15 protein-coding genes, 1 tRNA gene and 1 pseudogene are annotated in these 15,612 nt (G+C 55.6%); 12 read left to right on the plus strand and 5 right to left on the minus strand.

Annotated elements, in window-relative coordinates; all coding sequences use genetic code 11:
* Window positions 1-79: 79 nt before the first annotated feature.
* The gene (locus CWM57_RS23450) at window positions 80-778 is read left to right on the plus strand and encodes a winged helix-turn-helix transcriptional regulator (protein WP_100676464.1); all 699 of its coding nucleotides are present in this window, start codon (window positions 80-82) and stop codon (window positions 776-778) included.
* Between the two features lie 54 nt (window positions 779-832).
* On the opposite strand, the gene CWM57_RS23455 is transcribed toward CWM57_RS23450, so the two are convergent.
* From CWM57_RS23455 to CWM57_RS23470, 4 genes are all read right to left on the minus strand, one after another.
* Complete coding sequence (locus tag CWM57_RS23455) at window positions 833-1,123, minus strand: putative quinol monooxygenase (protein WP_100676465.1); 291 nt, start codon at window positions 1,121-1,123, stop codon at window positions 833-835.
* Window position 1,124: 1 nt separating this feature from the next.
* A complete protein-coding gene (locus CWM57_RS23460; RefSeq protein ID WP_100676466.1) occupies window positions 1,125-2,132 on the minus strand; it encodes a zinc-binding alcohol dehydrogenase family protein in 1,008 nt (335 codons plus the stop codon).
* A 112-nt stretch (window positions 2,133-2,244) separates the two neighbouring features.
* Complete coding sequence (locus CWM57_RS23465) at window positions 2,245-2,712, minus strand: DUF3237 domain-containing protein (protein WP_100676467.1); 468 nt, start codon at window positions 2,710-2,712, stop codon at window positions 2,245-2,247.
* 167 nt (window positions 2,713-2,879) lie between these two features.
* Window positions 2,880-2,974 (minus strand) — tRNA-Sec (locus CWM57_RS23470).
* Window positions 2,975-3,266: 292 nt separating this feature from the next.
* Here CWM57_RS23470 and CWM57_RS23475 point away from each other — a divergent pair.
* The 11 genes from CWM57_RS23475 to CWM57_RS23525 all read left to right on the plus strand — a co-directional run bounded on the left by CWM57_RS23475 (window position 3,267) and on the right by CWM57_RS23525 (window position 14,999).
* The gene (locus CWM57_RS23475; RefSeq protein WP_100676468.1) at window positions 3,267-4,661 is read left to right on the plus strand and encodes a glycoside-pentoside-hexuronide family transporter; all 1,395 of its coding nucleotides are present in this window, start codon (window positions 3,267-3,269) and stop codon (window positions 4,659-4,661) included.
* Between the two features lie 12 nt (window positions 4,662-4,673).
* Complete coding sequence (gene yicI, locus CWM57_RS23480) at window positions 4,674-6,992, plus strand: alpha-xylosidase (protein WP_100676469.1); 2,319 nt, start codon at window positions 4,674-4,676, stop codon at window positions 6,990-6,992.
* Between the two features lie 267 nt (window positions 6,993-7,259).
* Window positions 7,260-8,831: a BglG family transcription antiterminator gene (locus CWM57_RS23485; RefSeq protein WP_074386931.1), complete on the plus strand. Its 1,572-nt coding sequence runs from the start codon at window positions 7,260-7,262 to the stop codon at window positions 8,829-8,831.
* A 10-nt stretch (window positions 8,832-8,841) separates the two neighbouring features.
* On the plus strand, window positions 8,842-9,312 hold the full coding sequence (locus CWM57_RS23490) for a PTS sugar transporter subunit IIA (RefSeq protein ID WP_074386932.1): 471 nt from the start codon (window positions 8,842-8,844) through the stop codon (window positions 9,310-9,312).
* 21 nt (window positions 9,313-9,333) lie between these two features.
* Window positions 9,334-9,648, plus strand: coding sequence for a PTS fructose transporter subunit IIB (locus tag CWM57_RS23495; RefSeq protein WP_015369119.1), 315 nt, complete (start codon window positions 9,334-9,336; stop codon window positions 9,646-9,648).
* A 23-nt stretch (window positions 9,649-9,671) separates the two neighbouring features.
* On the plus strand, window positions 9,672-10,763 hold the full coding sequence (locus CWM57_RS23500; protein ID WP_074386933.1) for a PTS fructose transporter subunit IIC: 1,092 nt from the start codon (window positions 9,672-9,674) through the stop codon (window positions 10,761-10,763).
* A gap of 11 nt (window positions 10,764-10,774) precedes the next feature.
* Window positions 10,775-11,626 carry a class II fructose-bisphosphate aldolase gene (locus CWM57_RS23505; RefSeq protein WP_100676470.1) on the plus strand — a complete coding sequence of 284 codons (852 nt, stop codon included), beginning with the start codon at window positions 10,775-10,777 and terminating at the stop codon, window positions 11,624-11,626.
* Between the two features lie 80 nt (window positions 11,627-11,706).
* On the plus strand, window positions 11,707-12,567 hold the full coding sequence (locus tag CWM57_RS23510; RefSeq protein ID WP_100676494.1) for a ketose-bisphosphate aldolase: 861 nt from the start codon (window positions 11,707-11,709) through the stop codon (window positions 12,565-12,567).
* 49 nt (window positions 12,568-12,616) lie between these two features.
* Window positions 12,617-13,534, plus strand: a complete 918-nt coding sequence (locus CWM57_RS23515) for an ROK family protein (RefSeq protein ID WP_074386935.1) — start codon at window positions 12,617-12,619, stop codon at window positions 13,532-13,534.
* Window positions 13,531-14,205, plus strand: a complete 675-nt coding sequence (locus CWM57_RS23520; protein WP_100630954.1) for a D-lyxose/D-mannose family sugar isomerase — start codon at window positions 13,531-13,533, stop codon at window positions 14,203-14,205. Before CWM57_RS23515 ends, CWM57_RS23520 begins: the two co-directional genes overlap by 4 nt.
* 71 nt (window positions 14,206-14,276) lie before the next feature.
* A complete protein-coding gene (locus CWM57_RS23525) occupies window positions 14,277-14,999 on the plus strand; it encodes a MurR/RpiR family transcriptional regulator (protein ID WP_100630955.1) in 723 nt (240 codons plus the stop codon).
* Between the two features lie 409 nt (window positions 15,000-15,408).
* On the opposite strand, the pseudogene CWM57_RS23530 reads toward CWM57_RS23525, so the two are convergent.
* A pseudogene (locus CWM57_RS23530) lies at window positions 15,409-15,555 on the minus strand (glycoside hydrolase); the annotation flags it as partial.
* Window positions 15,556-15,612: the final 57 nt, after the last annotated feature.

Genomic DNA, 15,612 nt, shown 5'->3' on the forward strand with positions numbered 1-15,612 from the left:
TCTTTTATTCGTTATTTCACCTGTTGATACTATGATTCTCAACGAATCACTTTTTCAACCTGACCGATGGCATAAAACCATGTCGATACCTGCAGCCAGCCTCTCTACCGACCAGGCGTTACCGTCTTTTTATTACGGAAGACAGACAAAGCCGTTATTCGCGGTGGAATCCCTGTTATCTGCGTTCCTGCCCGCCAGCTCACCCTTTGCGCTGCCGCGATCGACCTATTATCGTTTTCCGCCGACCCAGGCTGAATCCGGATTAATTCTGCTCGAAGAGGGGATTGCCTCGCTATGCCATGCGGAAAACAACATGGTGATATCAACGATATTTTCCCCTTCGCTATTGGGATTAATCGATGGTTACGGCGTCTTTAACGGTATTCCGGAAAAACACCACTGCTCTCTGTTTGCTGAGACAGATTTGCGCGGACACTGGATAGCGCATCAGGCCGCGGTCGAGATCCTCAATGCGCAAAACTTGTGGCAGGAGATGGCCCATGTTCTGGCGCAGCGGCTGATGGTGTTGAGCATGCGTTCGCAGGAGATGATGGGGGTGGATTCTTACCTGATGGTGCGAACCCTGTTAATAGAGCTGGCAGGCTATCCGGAGGCGTATCGTCGAAAAATCAACGTATTAAACTTTATCCTTCGCCGTACCAACCTGTCGCGCAGCCGCATTATGTCGATTCTGTCGGAGCTGCGCAAAGGCGACTATATTACGATCCATCGCGGTGTGCTGAGGACCATCGCTCACCCGCTTCCCGCCCACTTTTAACTAACCCGTGCGGCGGAGGGGCGTGATTTTCCCACCCCTCGTGAATCGAACCTGCTAAGGCTCAATCGCCGTCAGATAGTCCAGCCGCAGCGGCTCAGCCAGCAGGAACTCCATCTGCGTAATAAACGCCTGAAAATAGGGCATCGCGACATGCGCATCGAGGGCGTCCTGTCCCTGCCACGCCTCGCGCATATAGAAGGTGTCCGGCGCGTCGCGCAGCTGAAGCAGGGCGTAGTCGAGGTTGCCCGGCTCCTGTCTCGTCGGCAGGAGCAGCGCCTGCAGGGCCTGGCGCAGGGCGTCCGTCTGGCCCGGTTTCGCCTTGAGCACGGCGATAAGCGATATCATCTTAAAACCCCTCCAGCACGATCTTGCCGACGGCGCGCCCGGTTTCCAGCTGGCGATGCGCTTTCTGCAGATTGGCGGCGGTGATGGCGCCGTAGTGTTCGCCGAGGGTGGTTTTGATCGTGTGGTTGTCGATCAGCGCTGCCACGCGGGTGAGCAACTGGTGCTGGGCGATCATGTCATCCGTCTCAAACATTGAGCGGGTGAACATAAATTCCCAGTGCAGGGAAATGCTTTTTGCTTTCAGCGGCACCACGTCCAGAGTCTCCGGGTCATCAATCAGCGCCAGCTTGCCCTGCGGGGCGAGGGCGTCGATCAGCGCGTTGAAGTGCTGCTCGGTGTTGGTCAGGCTGGCGACATGGGTCACCGAGGTGATGCCAATGCGCGCTAGCTCGTTGGCGAGCGGCTTGCTGTGATCGATCACATGGTGCGCGCCCGCCTCGCGGACCCACTGCTGGCTCTCCGGACGCGAGGCGGTGCCGATCACCGTCATGGCGGTCAGTTTGCTGGCCAGCTGGGTCAGGATTGACCCCACGCCGCCCGCCGCGCCGACGATCAGCAGTGTGTCGCCCGCGTTGCCGCCTTCCTCAACGCCGAGACGGTGAAACAGCAGCTCCCAGGCAGTGATCGCCGTCAGCGGCAGCGCGGCGGCAGCGGCGTTATCGAGGGTGCGCGGTTTATGCGCCACCAGGCGCTCGTCCACCCGCTGATATTCACTGTTGCTCCCGGCCCGGCCCAGCGCGCCAGCGTACCAGACCTCATCGCCCGGGGCGAACAACGTCACCTCCTCACCGACGGACTGCACCACGCCAACGGCGTCCCAGCCCAGCACCCGCGGCGTGTCGCCCTGGAATCCCGCGCGCACTTTGGTGTCCACCGGGTTGACCGAGATGGCTTTCACGGCGACCAGCAGGTCACGCCCGTGGGCGGTGGGGACCGGCAGGTCGATCTCGGTTAAAGAAGGGATGTTGTTGCCGTCAGCGGCGGCTTGAGTAATAGCGATAGCTTTCATAACTGCTCCGGTCTGCGATTCGGGTAAAGGAAGAGAGGACGCCATCGTAGACCGCTGCCGGAAGGGGAAAAACGGGCTAACGGCAATAACAGTTATACGCAGAAAGTGAAAATCAGCCCACCTGATAGAAATCGAGCATCACGCCATCCTGGGTTCGTCCACCGGAGCAGATAAACAGCGAGGTGGTTAGCCAGCTGAGCGCGGGGGTATCCACCTCGAAGGAGGGAACAGTGCGAAAATAGATGGTTTCTGGCGGAATATCGCTAAAAAAGCGCATATCGTCGGCGAACAGCTGGTCATGATACTGGGCCGGCACCCGGCGGATGCCGTTATTTTCCACATAGACTGTCCCTTCCGCCACCTGCAGGGCATAGCGGGCGGACAGCCTGCAGGTGCCGTCAGGTTCGATTATCTGGCTGTCGACCCCGCCGGACAGCACGTGGCCGCGAAGTTGACCCGAGACGCTGCCGCCGACAATCGGGATCAGCTGGCGCTTACCGGTCTGCGGGATGCGGGAGACAATTATCGGTTTATCAACCTGGATGGTAATGGAAAAACAGTGTCTGAGTTCGGGGGTCATTATGGCTCTCCTGTTTCGGTTGGCAACGGCACGCGGCCACCGCGCCAGTGTAACGGGTTTGCGAGAGACAAAATAACGCAGGGTTTGGATGAAAATGATTGGCTGGGATGATGAGTTTGGGGGGGCTCAGGTTGGTATGGCGTGGCTGTTGGGGAGCAGAGGCAAACTGGCGGAAGATCACAGGAGTTGAACCTGCCCGGGACCGCTGGCGGCCCCAACTGGATTTGAAGTCCAGCCACCTCACCGGAGATGACGATCTTCCGCGCCTCGATTGCTACATGGAGGCGGGGCGCATTATAGCTACTTTCAGCCGTTTACCACATACCTAAACGCACTTTTTTACTGTTAAAACTGGACTTTACAGAACAGTCCTGGACAAATCCTCACAAAATCCGTGAGTTACACTTTTTCACTCGCTGATTCCCTACCACGATCACAGAAAACAAGAAACGTAATCTGATAACGAGATATCGCAATTCATCTTACTGCGGCAAAGGTTTACAAAAATCGTAACCGGTACCAATCCGCGGTGCCGCTAAGGGAATAGTGCGCAAATGAAAGATCATATTCTGTCCGTCAAAGAGAAAATTGGCTACGGTATGGGTGACGCCGCCAGCCACATCATTTTTGATAACGTCATGTTATACATGATGTTTTTCTACACCGATATTTTCGGTATCCCCGCCGGCTTTGTCGGCACCATGTTCCTGCTGGCGCGGGCGCTGGATGCGATTTCCGACCCGTGCATGGGCCTGCTTGCCGACCGTACCCGTAGCCGCTGGGGTAAGTTCCGCCCGTGGATCCTCTTCGGCGCTATCCCGTTCGGCCTCGTCTGCGTGCTGGCTTACAGCTCGCCGGATTTAAGCCACAACGGCAAGCTGATCTACGCCGCCGTGACCTACACGCTGCTGACCCTGCTCTACACCGTAGTGAATATCCCCTACTGCGCGCTGGGCGGCGTGATCACCGACAACCCGACGCAGCGCATCTCGCTGCAGTCCTGGCGCTTCGTGCTGGCGACGGCGGGGGGCATGCTCTCCACCGTGCTGATGATGCCGCTGGTCAACTTTATCGGCGGCGAAGATAAAGCGCTCGGCTTCCAGGGGGGCATCGCGGTGCTGTCAGTCATTGCCTTCCTGATGCTGGCCTTCTGTTTTTTCACCACTAAAGAGCGTGTCGAAGCGCCGCCGAGCAGCACCTCGATGCGTGAAGACCTGCGCGATATCTGGCGCAATGACCAGTGGCGGGTGGTCGGCGTGCTCACCATCCTCAATATCCTCGCGGTCTGCGTTCGCGGCGGCGCGATGATGTACTACACCACCTGGATCATGGGTTCGGCGGCGCTGTTCACCGTCTTCCTCACCACCTACTGCGTCGGCAACCTGATTGGCTCGGCGCTGGCGAAACCGCTGACCGACTGGAAATGCAAAGTCAGCGTCTTCTGGTGGACCAACGCCCTCCTGGCGGTGCTTAGCGTGGCGATGTTCTTCGTACCGATGGACGCTGAAATCACTATGTTCGCCTTTATCTTCGTCATTGGCGTACTGCACCAGCTGGTGACCCCAATCCAGTGGGTGATGATGTCCGACACCGTCGACTACGGCGAATGGTGCAACGGCAAACGCCTGACCGGCATCAGCTTCGCCGGCACCCTGTTTGTGCTCAAGCTGGGGCTGGCGCTGGGCGGCGCGCTGATCGGCTGGATGCTGGCCGGCGGCGGCTATGACGCCGCCGCCAAAACCCAGAACGGCGCCACCCTCACCATCATTATCGCCTTGTTCACCCTCGTTCCGGCGATGTGCTACCTGCTGAGCGCGGTGATCGCCAAACGCTACTACACGCTGAAAACGCCGTTCCTGAAAAAAATGATGGCCGAGCTGGCCGAGGGCGCGCGTCGCAACGAACAAGATTTCACCGCAGCCCCGATCGATAAAGAATGGCAAAACTAAGAGGACGTTTTAATGAAAATCAGTGATGGAAACTGGCTCATTCAACCAGGGCTCAACCTGATCCAACCCGTACAGGTTTACGAGGTGGAACAGCAGGGGAATGAAATGGTGGTCTATGCCGCGCCGCGCGATGTTCGCGAACGTGCCTGGCAGCTGGATACGCCATTGTTCACCCTGCGCTTTTTCTCGCCTCAGGAAGGGATAATCGGCGTGCGCATGGCGCACTTCCAGGGCGCGCTGGATAACGGCCCGCACTATCCGCTGAACGTGCAGAAAGACATCCATGTCGAAATAGAAAATACGGCCGGGTTCGCCGAGCTGAAAAGCGGCAACCTCAGCGTGCGCGTCACTAAAGGTGAATTCTGGGCGCTGGATTTTCTGCGCGACGGCGTGCGCATCACCGGTAGCCAGTTGAAAAACAACGGCTACGTGCAGGATAGTAAGACCCAGCGCAACTACATGTTTGAGCGCCTCGACCTCGGCGTCGGCGAAACCGTCTACGGCCTCGGCGAGCGCTTTACCGCGCTGGTGCGCAACGGCCAGACGGTAGAAACCTGGAACGAAGACGGCGGTACCAGCACCGAGCAATCCTACAAAAATATCCCCTTCTATCTGACCAACCACGGCTACGGCGTGCTGGTCAACCATCCGCAGCGCGTCTCCTTCGAGGTGGGCTCGGAGAAGGTCTCTAAAGTCCAGTTCAGCGTTGAAGGCGAATACCTTGAGTACTTCGTGATCGACGGCCCGACGCCGAAAGCGGTGCTTAACCGCTATACGCAGTTCACCGGCCGCCCGGCGCTGCCGCCGGCATGGTCGTTCGGTCTGTGGCTGACGACCTCGTTCACCACCAACTATGACGAAGCGACGGTAAATAGCTTTATCGACGGCATGGCTGAGCGCCATCTGCCGCTGCACGTCTTCCACTTCGACTGCTTCTGGATGAAGGCCTTCCAGTGGTGCGATTTTGAATGGGATCCGCTAACTTTCCCGGACCCGGAAGGGATGATCAAACGCCTGAAGGCGAAAGGGCTGAAGGTCTGCGTGTGGATCAACCCGTACATCGGCCAGCGCTCGCCGGTGTTCAAGGAGCTGAAAGAGAAGGGCTACCTGCTGAAGCGCCCGGACGGTTCGCTGTGGCAGTGGGATAAGTGGCAGCCGGGGCTGGCGATTTATGACTTCACCAACCCGGAAGCCTGCCAGTGGTACGCCGACAAGTTAAAAGGCCTGGTGGCGATGGGGGTCGATTGCTTCAAGACCGACTTCGGCGAGCGTATCCCGACCGACGTCCAGTGGTTTGACGGTTCCGATCCGCAGAAAATGCACAACCACTACGCATTCATCTATAACGAGCTGGTGTGGAAGGTGCTGAAAGAGACCGTCGGCGAGCAGGAGGCGGTGCTGTTCGCCCGTTCCGCCTCGGTGGGCGCGCAGCAGTTCCCGGTGCACTGGGGCGGCGACTGCTACGCCAACTACGAATCGATGGCGGAAAGCCTGCGCGGCGGGCTGTCGATCGGCATGTCCGGCTTCGGTTTCTGGAGTCACGATATCGGCGGTTTCGAAAACACCGCGCCGGCCCACGTCTACAAGCGCTGGTGCGCCTTCGGCCTGCTCTCCAGCCACAGCCGGCTGCACGGCAGCAAATCCTATCGGGTGCCATGGGCTTACGACGAAGAGTCCTGCGACGTGGTGCGCCACTTCACGCAGCTGAAATGCCGCATGATGCCGTATCTCTATCGCCAGGCGGCGCTGGCCAACGAGTTCGGCACGCCGATGTTGCGTGCGATGATGCTCGAGTTTCAGGACGATCCGGCCTGCGACTATCTTGACCGCCAGTATATGCTCGGTGATTCGGTCCTGGTGGCGCCGGTGTTCTCCGAAGCGGGCGAGGTGCAATTTTATCTGCCGGATGGGCGCTGGACGCACCTGTGGCATAACGATGAATTACCGGGTAGCCGCTGGCATAAGCAGCATCACGATGCGCTGAGCCTGCCGGTCTACGTTCGTGACAACACCCTGCTGGCGCTGGGCAACAACGACCAGAAACCCGATTATGCCTGGCATGAGGGCACCGCCTTCCAGCTGTTCCAGCTCGAGGATGGACGCGAGGCACGCTGTGACGTTCCGGCGGCCGACGGTTCGACGATCTTCACCCTGAAGGCTATACGCCAGGGCAACACCATCGCCGTGAGCGGCGAAGGTGAGGCCCGCGGCTGGACGCTGTGTCTGCGCAATATCCCGCAGGTCGCGGGCGTGCAGGGCGGTACGCAGGCTGGCAGCGAATGGGGTGTGGTGGTGAGCGCCCAGGGCAATACGTTGACGATTACGCTGTAAATAAAAAACTCCCGCAGCATATTGCGGGAGTTATTCTTCGGCGAATTTGAGATCGTTATCACGTATATTTATTGCAAAAGTGTGATCTGACTTATAAATATTCTTTCTTTCTCCGGGTTGTCTTATTTCTGTCCGGATGTCCGGACACGATTTAGTATTGTTGTTTACTCCCTCTCTCCCTATATTTATCCTCAATGATTTTCGTGGAGATCGCGTCGTATAGCGATGTCTTATTGGCATTAATCTGCTATGCAATAAGGGTAAATAATGCAAATGGTTACCTCGCGACAGAACAGATTATTAAAATTTCTCTTGCCTAAACGAGAATACGTTACGTTATTGAAAATAGCTGAACACCTGAATGTTTCAGAAAAAACAGTTCAGCGTGACCTACGTTTTCTCGAACAATGGCTCTCTGACTGGAAAATCAGTATTGATAAACGTGCCGGCGCTGGTGTCATGCTATTGGCTGATAACGTCGCCGATCTGTTGCAACTAGACCAGTTGCTCAGTAGCGAAAGCGATGATACAGATGCCATGATGAATAATTCCCGGCGTGTGAAAATTGCTTCTCAGTTATTAAGTGAAACGCCGCGTGAAACGTCGATCAGTAAATTGTCAGAACGTTATTTTATTAGTAGCGCCTCGATTGTGAATGATTTAAAAGTGATCGAATCATGGATTAGACCACTGGGTCTGGTGCTCATTCGTAGTCAGAGCGGTACTCATATTGAGGGGAGTGAATCACATGTTCGCCAGGCCATGGCTTTATTAATTAATGGTGTTATTAACCATAATGAGCCAGGGAATATTATTCACTCCCGTCTGGATAGCGGTAGCTATAAAGCATTAGTGCATTATTTCGGTGAAGAAGATGTCATCTTTGTGCAGTCACTTTTACAGGATATGGAACGTAAACTCAGTTGGTCGCTGGGCGAGCCGTATTACGTCAATATCTTCACCCATATCCTGATTATGATGTATCGCATCACTCGAGGTAATGCGTTACCGCGCCGCGAACAGGGACATCCGTTATTTGATGAGTCCATCTTTCGTATCGCGCAGAATATGCTGCAAAAAATTGAGGCCCGCATTGCCCATCCTTTACCAGAGGACGAAAGCTGGTTTATTTATCAATACATTATTTCGTCCGGCATGCTGGTGGAAGAGCGTGATGATATCAGCATGCTGTGCAATATACGCTCCAGCGATGAGGCCCGGCAAATCACCTCCCGGCTGATCGCCTTGTTTTCCTCGGTGGTTGATATCGATTTGACGCATGACACCGCGTTATATGAAGGGCTGCTCATTCATATCAAGCCACTGCTCAACCGACTGAATTATCGTATCTATATCCGTAATCCGTTGCTTGAAGATATCAAAGGCGAATTAACGGAGGTGTGGCCATTAACTCTGCGGGTGGTGAATCAGGTATTTGCCGCCTGGGGCGAGAACGCGGTATCGGAAGATGAAGTGGGTTATTTAACTGTCCATTTCCAGGCTGCAATGGAGAGGCAGGTGGCCAGAAAGCGGGTACTGCTGGTGTGTTCGACCGGGATTGGTACTTCGCATCTGTTGAAAAGCCGGGTCCTCAGGGCCTTTCCCGACTGGACCATCGTCGGCGTACTGCCTGCGGGTAGTTTACATACGCTACAGCGACAGGATGATATTGAACTGGTCATTTCAACCATTCATCTGCCGGAGATTGCGCTACCGGTAGTCTATGTAACGGCTTTTTTTAACGATGCCGATATTAAGCGGGTAACAGAAAAAGTGATCACTGAGAAATTACACCATGCTGCAACGTCAACTGCCAGCAATGAAATTTTATATCCATGAGGTAAATAATATGGACATCAGCCGAATTTTAAATACTAAGCGTGTATTGCTGGATATGAAGGCCACGACTAAAGCGGAGGTGATTGAAGAATTAACCGATCTGCTGCAGAAAGATGGGGCCATAAGCTGTCGAGAAACGTTTATTAAGGATGTTTGGCAGCGTGAGTCGGAAGGTTCGACCGGATTTGAAAATCACATCGCTATTCCTCATGGGAAATCATCTGCGGTGCTGAATACTACGCTCGCCATTGGCCGTACTCGCCAGGATATTGCCTGGGAAACGCTCGATGGAAGTCAGGTTCGTTGCATTATTTTATTTGCCGTCCGTCTGGAAGATCAAAATACCACCCATATCCGCTTACTCTCCCAGGTCGCTGGAGCGTTGGCCGATGATGACATTATTGCGCAATTGCTCGAAGAAACCAGTCCGCAGAAGATTATTGATCTCTTTAGTCAATATGCTGAATCGGATGTTTACTAACAATAACTATTGGAGTCTGAGATGAATATTGTCTGTGTTGCCGCCTGTACGGCGGGTATTGCTCATACTTATATCGCACGTGAGAAGTTAATGAAAGGCGCGAAAGCGCTGGGCCACAATGTCAAAGTTGAAACTCAGGGAACAATAGGTACTGAGAATGAACTGACAACCGAAGATATTGCTGCCGCCGATGTCGTTATTCTTGCCGTTGATGTGAAAATTAAAGGCGAAGAGCGTTTTAAAAACAAACGAATTGTCCGCGTGAAAACGGAGGTCGTTATTAAGTCACCGATTCAGTTCATCGAAAAGGTCGAGAAATCCTTAGCGAATGCCTGATCCTTATTCTGGAGGGATCTACCATGAGTGAGAATAAACCACCTGTCTCGCAGGAAATTAAAAAGCACTTGTTAACGGGTATTTCATGGATGATACCGCTGATTGTTGCCGCCGGGATCTGTATTGCCCTCGGTCAGATATTAGGCGGTACTAATGTCGCCGAGAACGTCGGCACCATCCCGTGGATGTTGAATCAAATCGGCGGTTGGGGGATGGGGCTCATTGTCCCGCTCATCTGTGCGGCGATTGCCTATTCCATTGCCGACAGACCCGGTTTTGCGCCAGGACTGATTGTTGGCTTTGTCTGCGGGCAGATCCACACCGGTTTTATCGGCGGGATGCTGGGCGGTTTTTTGGTGGGCTACACGGTGCTTCTGTTAAAGCATTACGTGCGGTTGCCAAAATCAATGCAAGGGCTGATGCCCATTATGGTGCTGCCGGTACTAAGCACCATTATCAGCGGACTGTTGATGATGACCCTGATAGGCAAGCCGATTGCCTGGTTGCAGGAGGCCTTGATTCATCTGCTGGAATCGATGCAGGGCGGTTCACGATTCCTGTTGGGGGCCATTCTTGGCGCGATGGCCACCTTTGATTTTGGTGGGCCGGTGAATAAAACCATGTCGTTATTCGCCGATGGCTTGCTGGTGAGCGGGGTCTATGGGCCGGAGGCGGTCAAGTTTGTCGGCTCCATGATCCCGCCGTTCGGTATTACGTTGTCCTTCCTGCTGACCCGTCATAAATATACCCGTGCCGAAAGTGAAGCGCTTAAGGCCGCCTTCCCGATGGGTATCTGCATGATCACCGAAGGGGTGATCCCTATCGCGGCCCGCGATCTGCTGCGGGTGGTGGGATCCTGTGTCGTGGCTTCGGCGGTCGCTGGCGGCTTGATTATGACCTGGGGTGTGGAAAGTCCGGTTCCACATGGAGGGATGTTTGTGGTGCCGCTGTTCACCCATCCGCTGTTGTTTTGTCTGGCGCTGGCGATTGGGACGGTTATCTGTGGCGTGATGTTGTCGCTGTGGAAAAAACCGGTCACGGAGCGTGATGAAGAGTTTGATGAACTGAGCGACCAAAAGGTCGCCGATGATGAAATCACCTTTACCCTTGAGTAAACGGAGGCCCTATGTTTGCCGATATGAAGCAGATGGTTGAGAAAGCCTGGCGTGAACAGTATGCCCTGCTGGCGATTAACTGTATGAATCTGGAGAGCGCCCGCGCCGCGGTACGCGTGGCGGAAAAATACCGCGCGCCGATTATTCTCAATCTCTATCAGGGCCATCTGGCGCATTTCCCGCCAGCGACGGCGATGGCGGTGGCCAGGACCCTTGCCGAAGAGGCCAGCGTTCCCGTGACCTTGAGTCTCGATCATGGGAAAGAACCGGTGAAGATCCGCCAGGCTTTTCGCGCTGGATTCAGCGGGTTGATGATTGACGCTTCTGCATTTCCACTTGCGGAAAATATCCGCCAGACCCGTGAAGTGACTACGCTGGCTGCCAGCGTCGGGCTGTGCGTTGAGGGGGAGCTGGGGCATCTGGCGGATGCTCCGCGCTATGACTCTGCGACAAATGCCGACCTGATGACGCAACCTGCGGACGTCGCTCCGTTTATCGAGAAAACCGGTATCGACTTACTGGCGGTCTCCGTCGGCACGGCCCACGGCATGTATGCGCTTGGGGTGACGCCCGCGCTGGACTTTGACCGTCTGGCGCAGGTGCAGCGAGCCTCTTCGGTGCCCTTAGCGCTGCACGGTGGCAGCGGTACGCCATTTGATCAGCTTGCCCGCTGCCCGGCATTTGGCGTGGCGAAGATTAATGTCGGCGCGGCGGTATTTGAGGCCGGTAAAGCCGCACTCCTCCACACCCTTTGCCATGACAGCTCTATTGAACTGGCCGATGCCATGGCGGTGATGGAACACGCCAGCGCTGAAGCTATCATCCCTTACTTACAAGCGTCCGGCGCCATGAACCGCGCCTGATTTACTTATCAGTCACGCCCTTTATGCCAGCGCATATTCGCCCTGGCAGGGCGAACTACACCCTGAAACTGGAGAAGACCATGTTAGTTTCCATGCAAGAAATACTGAAACCGACTCGTGAACACGGCTTTGCCATCGGCGCATTTAACGTTGCGGACAGCTGCTTTATTCGCGCCGTCGTGGAAGAGGCGGAAGCGACAAATACCCCCGCGATCATTTCCATTCACCCCAGCGAGCACGATTTTGTCGGCGATTCCTTTTTTAGCTACGTGCGGGACATCACTCAGCGTAGCCGGGTGCCATTTACACTGCATCTCGATCATGGCGCGTCGGTGGAGCATGTGCTGCGTGCGATCCAGTGCGGTTTTACCTCGGTGATGATCGATGGGTCGCTGTTGCCCTACGAAGAAAACGTCGCTTTAACCCAGGAAGTGGTCAGGCTGGCGCATGCGGCTGGCGTTTCTGTTGAAGGTGAACTGGGGACCATCGGCCAGACGGGAACGTCGGTAGAGGGTGGGGTATCGAAAGTCACCTACACCGACCCGGCGCAGGCGCAGGATTTTGTCACTCGCACCGGCGTCGACACCTTGGCGGTGGCGATTGGTACCGCGCACGGCATCTATCCAAAAGGGATGCAACCTGAACTGCAGATGCACATCCTGCGCGATATTGCCGGACGGGTGTCGATCCCGCTGGTGCTGCACGGCGGGTCCGCCAATCCGGATGCGGAAATCGCCGAGTCGGTCACGCTCGGCGTTGGGAAAATCAATATCTCCAGCGATATGAAACACGCCTACTTCCTGAAAGTACGTGAAATTTTGACTAAAGAGAGCTGGTGGGATCCGAATGTGATTTATCCGGAACCGATTACTGCCGCACGTGAAGTTATTCGCCACAAAATGAAGTTGTTTGGTTCCACCGGCAAAGCAAGCTTGTATTGACCCAGTCGGAAGGCGGGCGTACCCGCCTTCCAATCGGCAGGAGGCAAAGATGAATTACCTCGGACTGGATGTTGGTGGGACGAAAATCGCCGCCGTCGTGATGGATGAGCAGGGACGGGAGCGGGGGCGTTATCGCTGCGCAACACGGAAAGAAAACCGTCAGGCATTTATGTCGTGCATCGTGGATTTCGTTGCCGATATTCGCGCGCGGACGGGATCGCCGATGGCTATTGGCATCGCGTTGCCGGGTAGCGTTTCGCCACAGCATGGCGCCATTCGTAACGCCAACATTCAGGTGATTAACGGCTATCGTTTACAGGATGCGCTTGAACAGGCGCTCGGTCAGCCGGTGGTGTTAGCCAACGATGGCAATTGTTTCGCCTTATCAGAGGCATGCGATGGCGCGGGGGAAGGGTTTCCATCGGTTTTCGGCATGACGTTAGGCACCGGCTGCGGAGGCGGTATTGCCCTGGAGCGGCAACCTTTCGTCGGCGCCTCAGGTATTGCCGCAGAGTGCGGGCATATCGCCTTGCCCGGCTATTCTCCTGAGGAGGATGGGCCGCCGACACGCTGTTATTGCGGCAGGTTTAACTGTGTGGAGTCCTTTATTTCCGCAACGGGGCTATGTGAACGCTATCGACTGCTAAGTGGAGAGTCTTTGTCGAGCGAGCAGATTCTTGCCCGCGCGCAGGTGGGAGAACCCGCCGCTTGCCATCAGGTCCATCGCTTTCGTCAACAGCTGGCGCGGACGCTGGCGACTATCGTCAATATCATCGATCCCGGCGTGATTGTGCTGGGCGGCGGTTTATCCAACGCGCCGCAGCTGGTGGCGGATTTACCCTCGGTGGTCGCCCCGCTTGTCTTCACCGACCATTTTTCCACCCCTATTATTTCTGCGCGGCATGGCGACAGTAGCGGTATGCGCGGCGCCGCCTGGCTTGCCGTGCGAAGCGGAGTAAAACCATGAAACGTTCCCAGATTAACTATGCAATAGATAAAGCGCTGGCGATGGCCGAAACTTTTCGTATCAGCCTGCCGGAATTTGCTCACTTTACGGCATCATGCTGGCCGCAAAAGCGGCGTGAAGGTTGGCATGAAGTCCAGGATTTACAGCTTGGATGGGATGTGACGGATTTTGGTAGCGGTTGCTTTCGCGAAACGGGCCTGACGCTGCTGACGTTACGCAACGGTTCATTATCCGACCCGCGTTACGCCAAACCCTATGCGGAAAAAATGTTGCAGATTCAGCCAGATCAGCAAACGCCCTGGCATTTTCATTACCACAAAATGGAGGACATTATTAACCGTGGCGGCGGCGACCTCTGTATGCAACTGGCCTGGGCGACACAGGACGAACAGTTAGATCATCAGCGTCCCGTTAGCGTGGCGATTGATGGCTGCCGGCGTACGCTGAAACCCGCTGAAACGCTGGTGCTACATCCAGGACAGAGTGTCTGTATACCGGTGCGCCTCTATCATCGCTTCTGGGCCGAAAAAGGGATGGTGATGGGTTGGGAAATCTCGATGGTTAATGACGATCGTACGGATAATCGTTTTCTTGAGGCCGGCGGGCGTTTTCCCTCAATCGAGGAAGATGAACCCGCAAAATGGCTGCTGTGCAGTGAATACCGGCAATGACGTTGAGAGCCATCCCACAGACCTGGTTTCCCTCAGGTGATAGCGTATTCTGCCGCTGAGAGGAGCCTGCCATGGATTTAGAAAGTATCTTTCGTGACGTGAAGCTAAGTAAAACGGAAATGACCGTGCTGCGCTTTATTCAGAACGACCCGGAGCAGTGTATCCGCCAGGGAGTCCGCGCTGTGGCCGAACAGTGCTACAGCAATCCCTCTTCGCTGGTCCGGCTGGCGAAGAAACTGAAGTTCAGCGGCTGGCTGGAGCTGGTCTATTTCATCAAGTTCAATATCACCATGCCGAAGCTCGATGTCACCAACGATATCGACTACATGAGCGTTCAGCCGGAAGAAGCGCTGACGCCGCTGCTGGCAAGCCTTGCGCAGCAGCGCGTCCTGATCCACGGCAGCGGCTTTTCACAGCTGATCGCCCAGTATATTTACAACAAGTTCCTCGTCACCGGCGTCAACGCGAGCCTGGCGCTGTGGCCGGATTACGAAATCCTGGAACAGAAAAACGCCGCCCGCTTCGACTCCATCTGGATAATTTCTAAATCCGGGCGCAGCAGCTCGGCGCTTAACTGGGTGAAGGCCCTGGAGGGGAAGGAGATTAATCTGGTCTGCTTTACCGGCGATTATCAAAGCCCGCTGGCGCAGGCTGCGGATACGGCGTTTATTATTCACGACCCGCAGAAGTTCGATGATGATATTTACTGGAGCAATCCGTTTTTCGGCTACTGCATCTTAGGCTTTGAGCGACTATTGAAGATGTGGTTTACCAGCGTACGTAGCAATAGTTAGCCCCCGCTAAGCGCGGCGCGAGCGGGGGGTGTTCCCGGATGGCGGCTGGCGCCTTATCCGGGCTACTCAATCGGGTGAGCTGTAGCCCCGCTAAGCGTAGCGCGGGCGGGGGAGTTCCCGGATAGCGGCTGCGCCTTATCCGGGCTACCGGATGATGCGGCTATTTTGTCGGGTGGCGGCTTACGCCTTATCCGACCTACATAAAATACAAACCGCTCCGTTCGTAGCCCCGCTAAGCGCAGCGCGAGCGGGGGAGTTCCCGGATGGCGGCTTGCGCCTTATCCGGGCTACCGGGTGATGCGGCTATTTTGTCGGGTGGCGGCTTACGCCTTATCCGAACTATTCCATCGAGTGGGCTGTAGCCCCGCTAAGCGTAGCGCGAGCGGGGGGATCCCATCGGCAATGCGGGTTACTGCCAGGCGGCGAATTGCTCATCGTCGAGGTAGGCCTCGACCAGGGTTTTCGCCAGCGAATATGAACCGATCAGCGGGTGCGCCATCAGCGCCCGCACCGCCAGCGATTTATCCTGCTGCAGTTCCCGGATGGCGGCTTGCGCCTTATCCGGGCTACCGGGTGATGCGGCTATTTTGTCGGGTGGCGGCTTACGCCTTAT

The organism is Klebsiella sp. G-Nf4 (assembly GCF_002810615.1).
Classification (GTDB): domain Bacteria; phylum Pseudomonadota; class Gammaproteobacteria; order Enterobacterales; family Enterobacteriaceae; genus Klebsiella; species Klebsiella variicola.

What these genes read in the sequence shown, in the direction of transcription:
- CWM57_RS23450 (WP_100676464.1), top strand. Translation starts at nt 80, where the DNA reads ATGTCGATACCTGCAGCCAGCCTCTCTACCGACCAGGCGTTACCGTCT.
- CWM57_RS23455 (WP_100676465.1), bottom strand. Translation starts at nt 1,123, where the DNA reads ATGATATCGCTTATCGCCGTGCTCAAGGCGAAACCGGGCCAGACGGAC.
- CWM57_RS23460 (WP_100676466.1), bottom strand. Translation starts at nt 2,132, where the DNA reads ATGAAAGCTATCGCTATTACTCAAGCCGCCGCTGACGGCAACAACATC.
- CWM57_RS23465 (WP_100676467.1), bottom strand. Translation starts at nt 2,712, where the DNA reads ATGACCCCCGAACTCAGACACTGTTTTTCCATTACCATCCAGGTTGAT.
- CWM57_RS23475 (WP_100676468.1), top strand. Translation starts at nt 3,267, where the DNA reads ATGAAAGATCATATTCTGTCCGTCAAAGAGAAAATTGGCTACGGTATG.
- yicI (WP_100676469.1), top strand. Translation starts at nt 4,674, where the DNA reads ATGAAAATCAGTGATGGAAACTGGCTCATTCAACCAGGGCTCAACCTG.
- CWM57_RS23485 (WP_074386931.1), top strand. Translation starts at nt 7,260, where the DNA reads ATGCAAATGGTTACCTCGCGACAGAACAGATTATTAAAATTTCTCTTG.
- CWM57_RS23490 (WP_074386932.1), top strand. Translation starts at nt 8,842, where the DNA reads ATGGACATCAGCCGAATTTTAAATACTAAGCGTGTATTGCTGGATATG.
- CWM57_RS23495 (WP_015369119.1), top strand. Translation starts at nt 9,334, where the DNA reads ATGAATATTGTCTGTGTTGCCGCCTGTACGGCGGGTATTGCTCATACT.
- CWM57_RS23500 (WP_074386933.1), top strand. Translation starts at nt 9,672, where the DNA reads ATGAGTGAGAATAAACCACCTGTCTCGCAGGAAATTAAAAAGCACTTG.
- CWM57_RS23505 (WP_100676470.1), top strand. Translation starts at nt 10,775, where the DNA reads ATGTTTGCCGATATGAAGCAGATGGTTGAGAAAGCCTGGCGTGAACAG.
- CWM57_RS23510 (WP_100676494.1), top strand. Translation starts at nt 11,707, where the DNA reads ATGTTAGTTTCCATGCAAGAAATACTGAAACCGACTCGTGAACACGGC.
- CWM57_RS23515 (WP_074386935.1), top strand. Translation starts at nt 12,617, where the DNA reads ATGAATTACCTCGGACTGGATGTTGGTGGGACGAAAATCGCCGCCGTC.
- CWM57_RS23520 (WP_100630954.1), top strand. Translation starts at nt 13,531, where the DNA reads ATGAAACGTTCCCAGATTAACTATGCAATAGATAAAGCGCTGGCGATG.
- CWM57_RS23525 (WP_100630955.1), top strand. Translation starts at nt 14,277, where the DNA reads ATGGATTTAGAAAGTATCTTTCGTGACGTGAAGCTAAGTAAAACGGAA.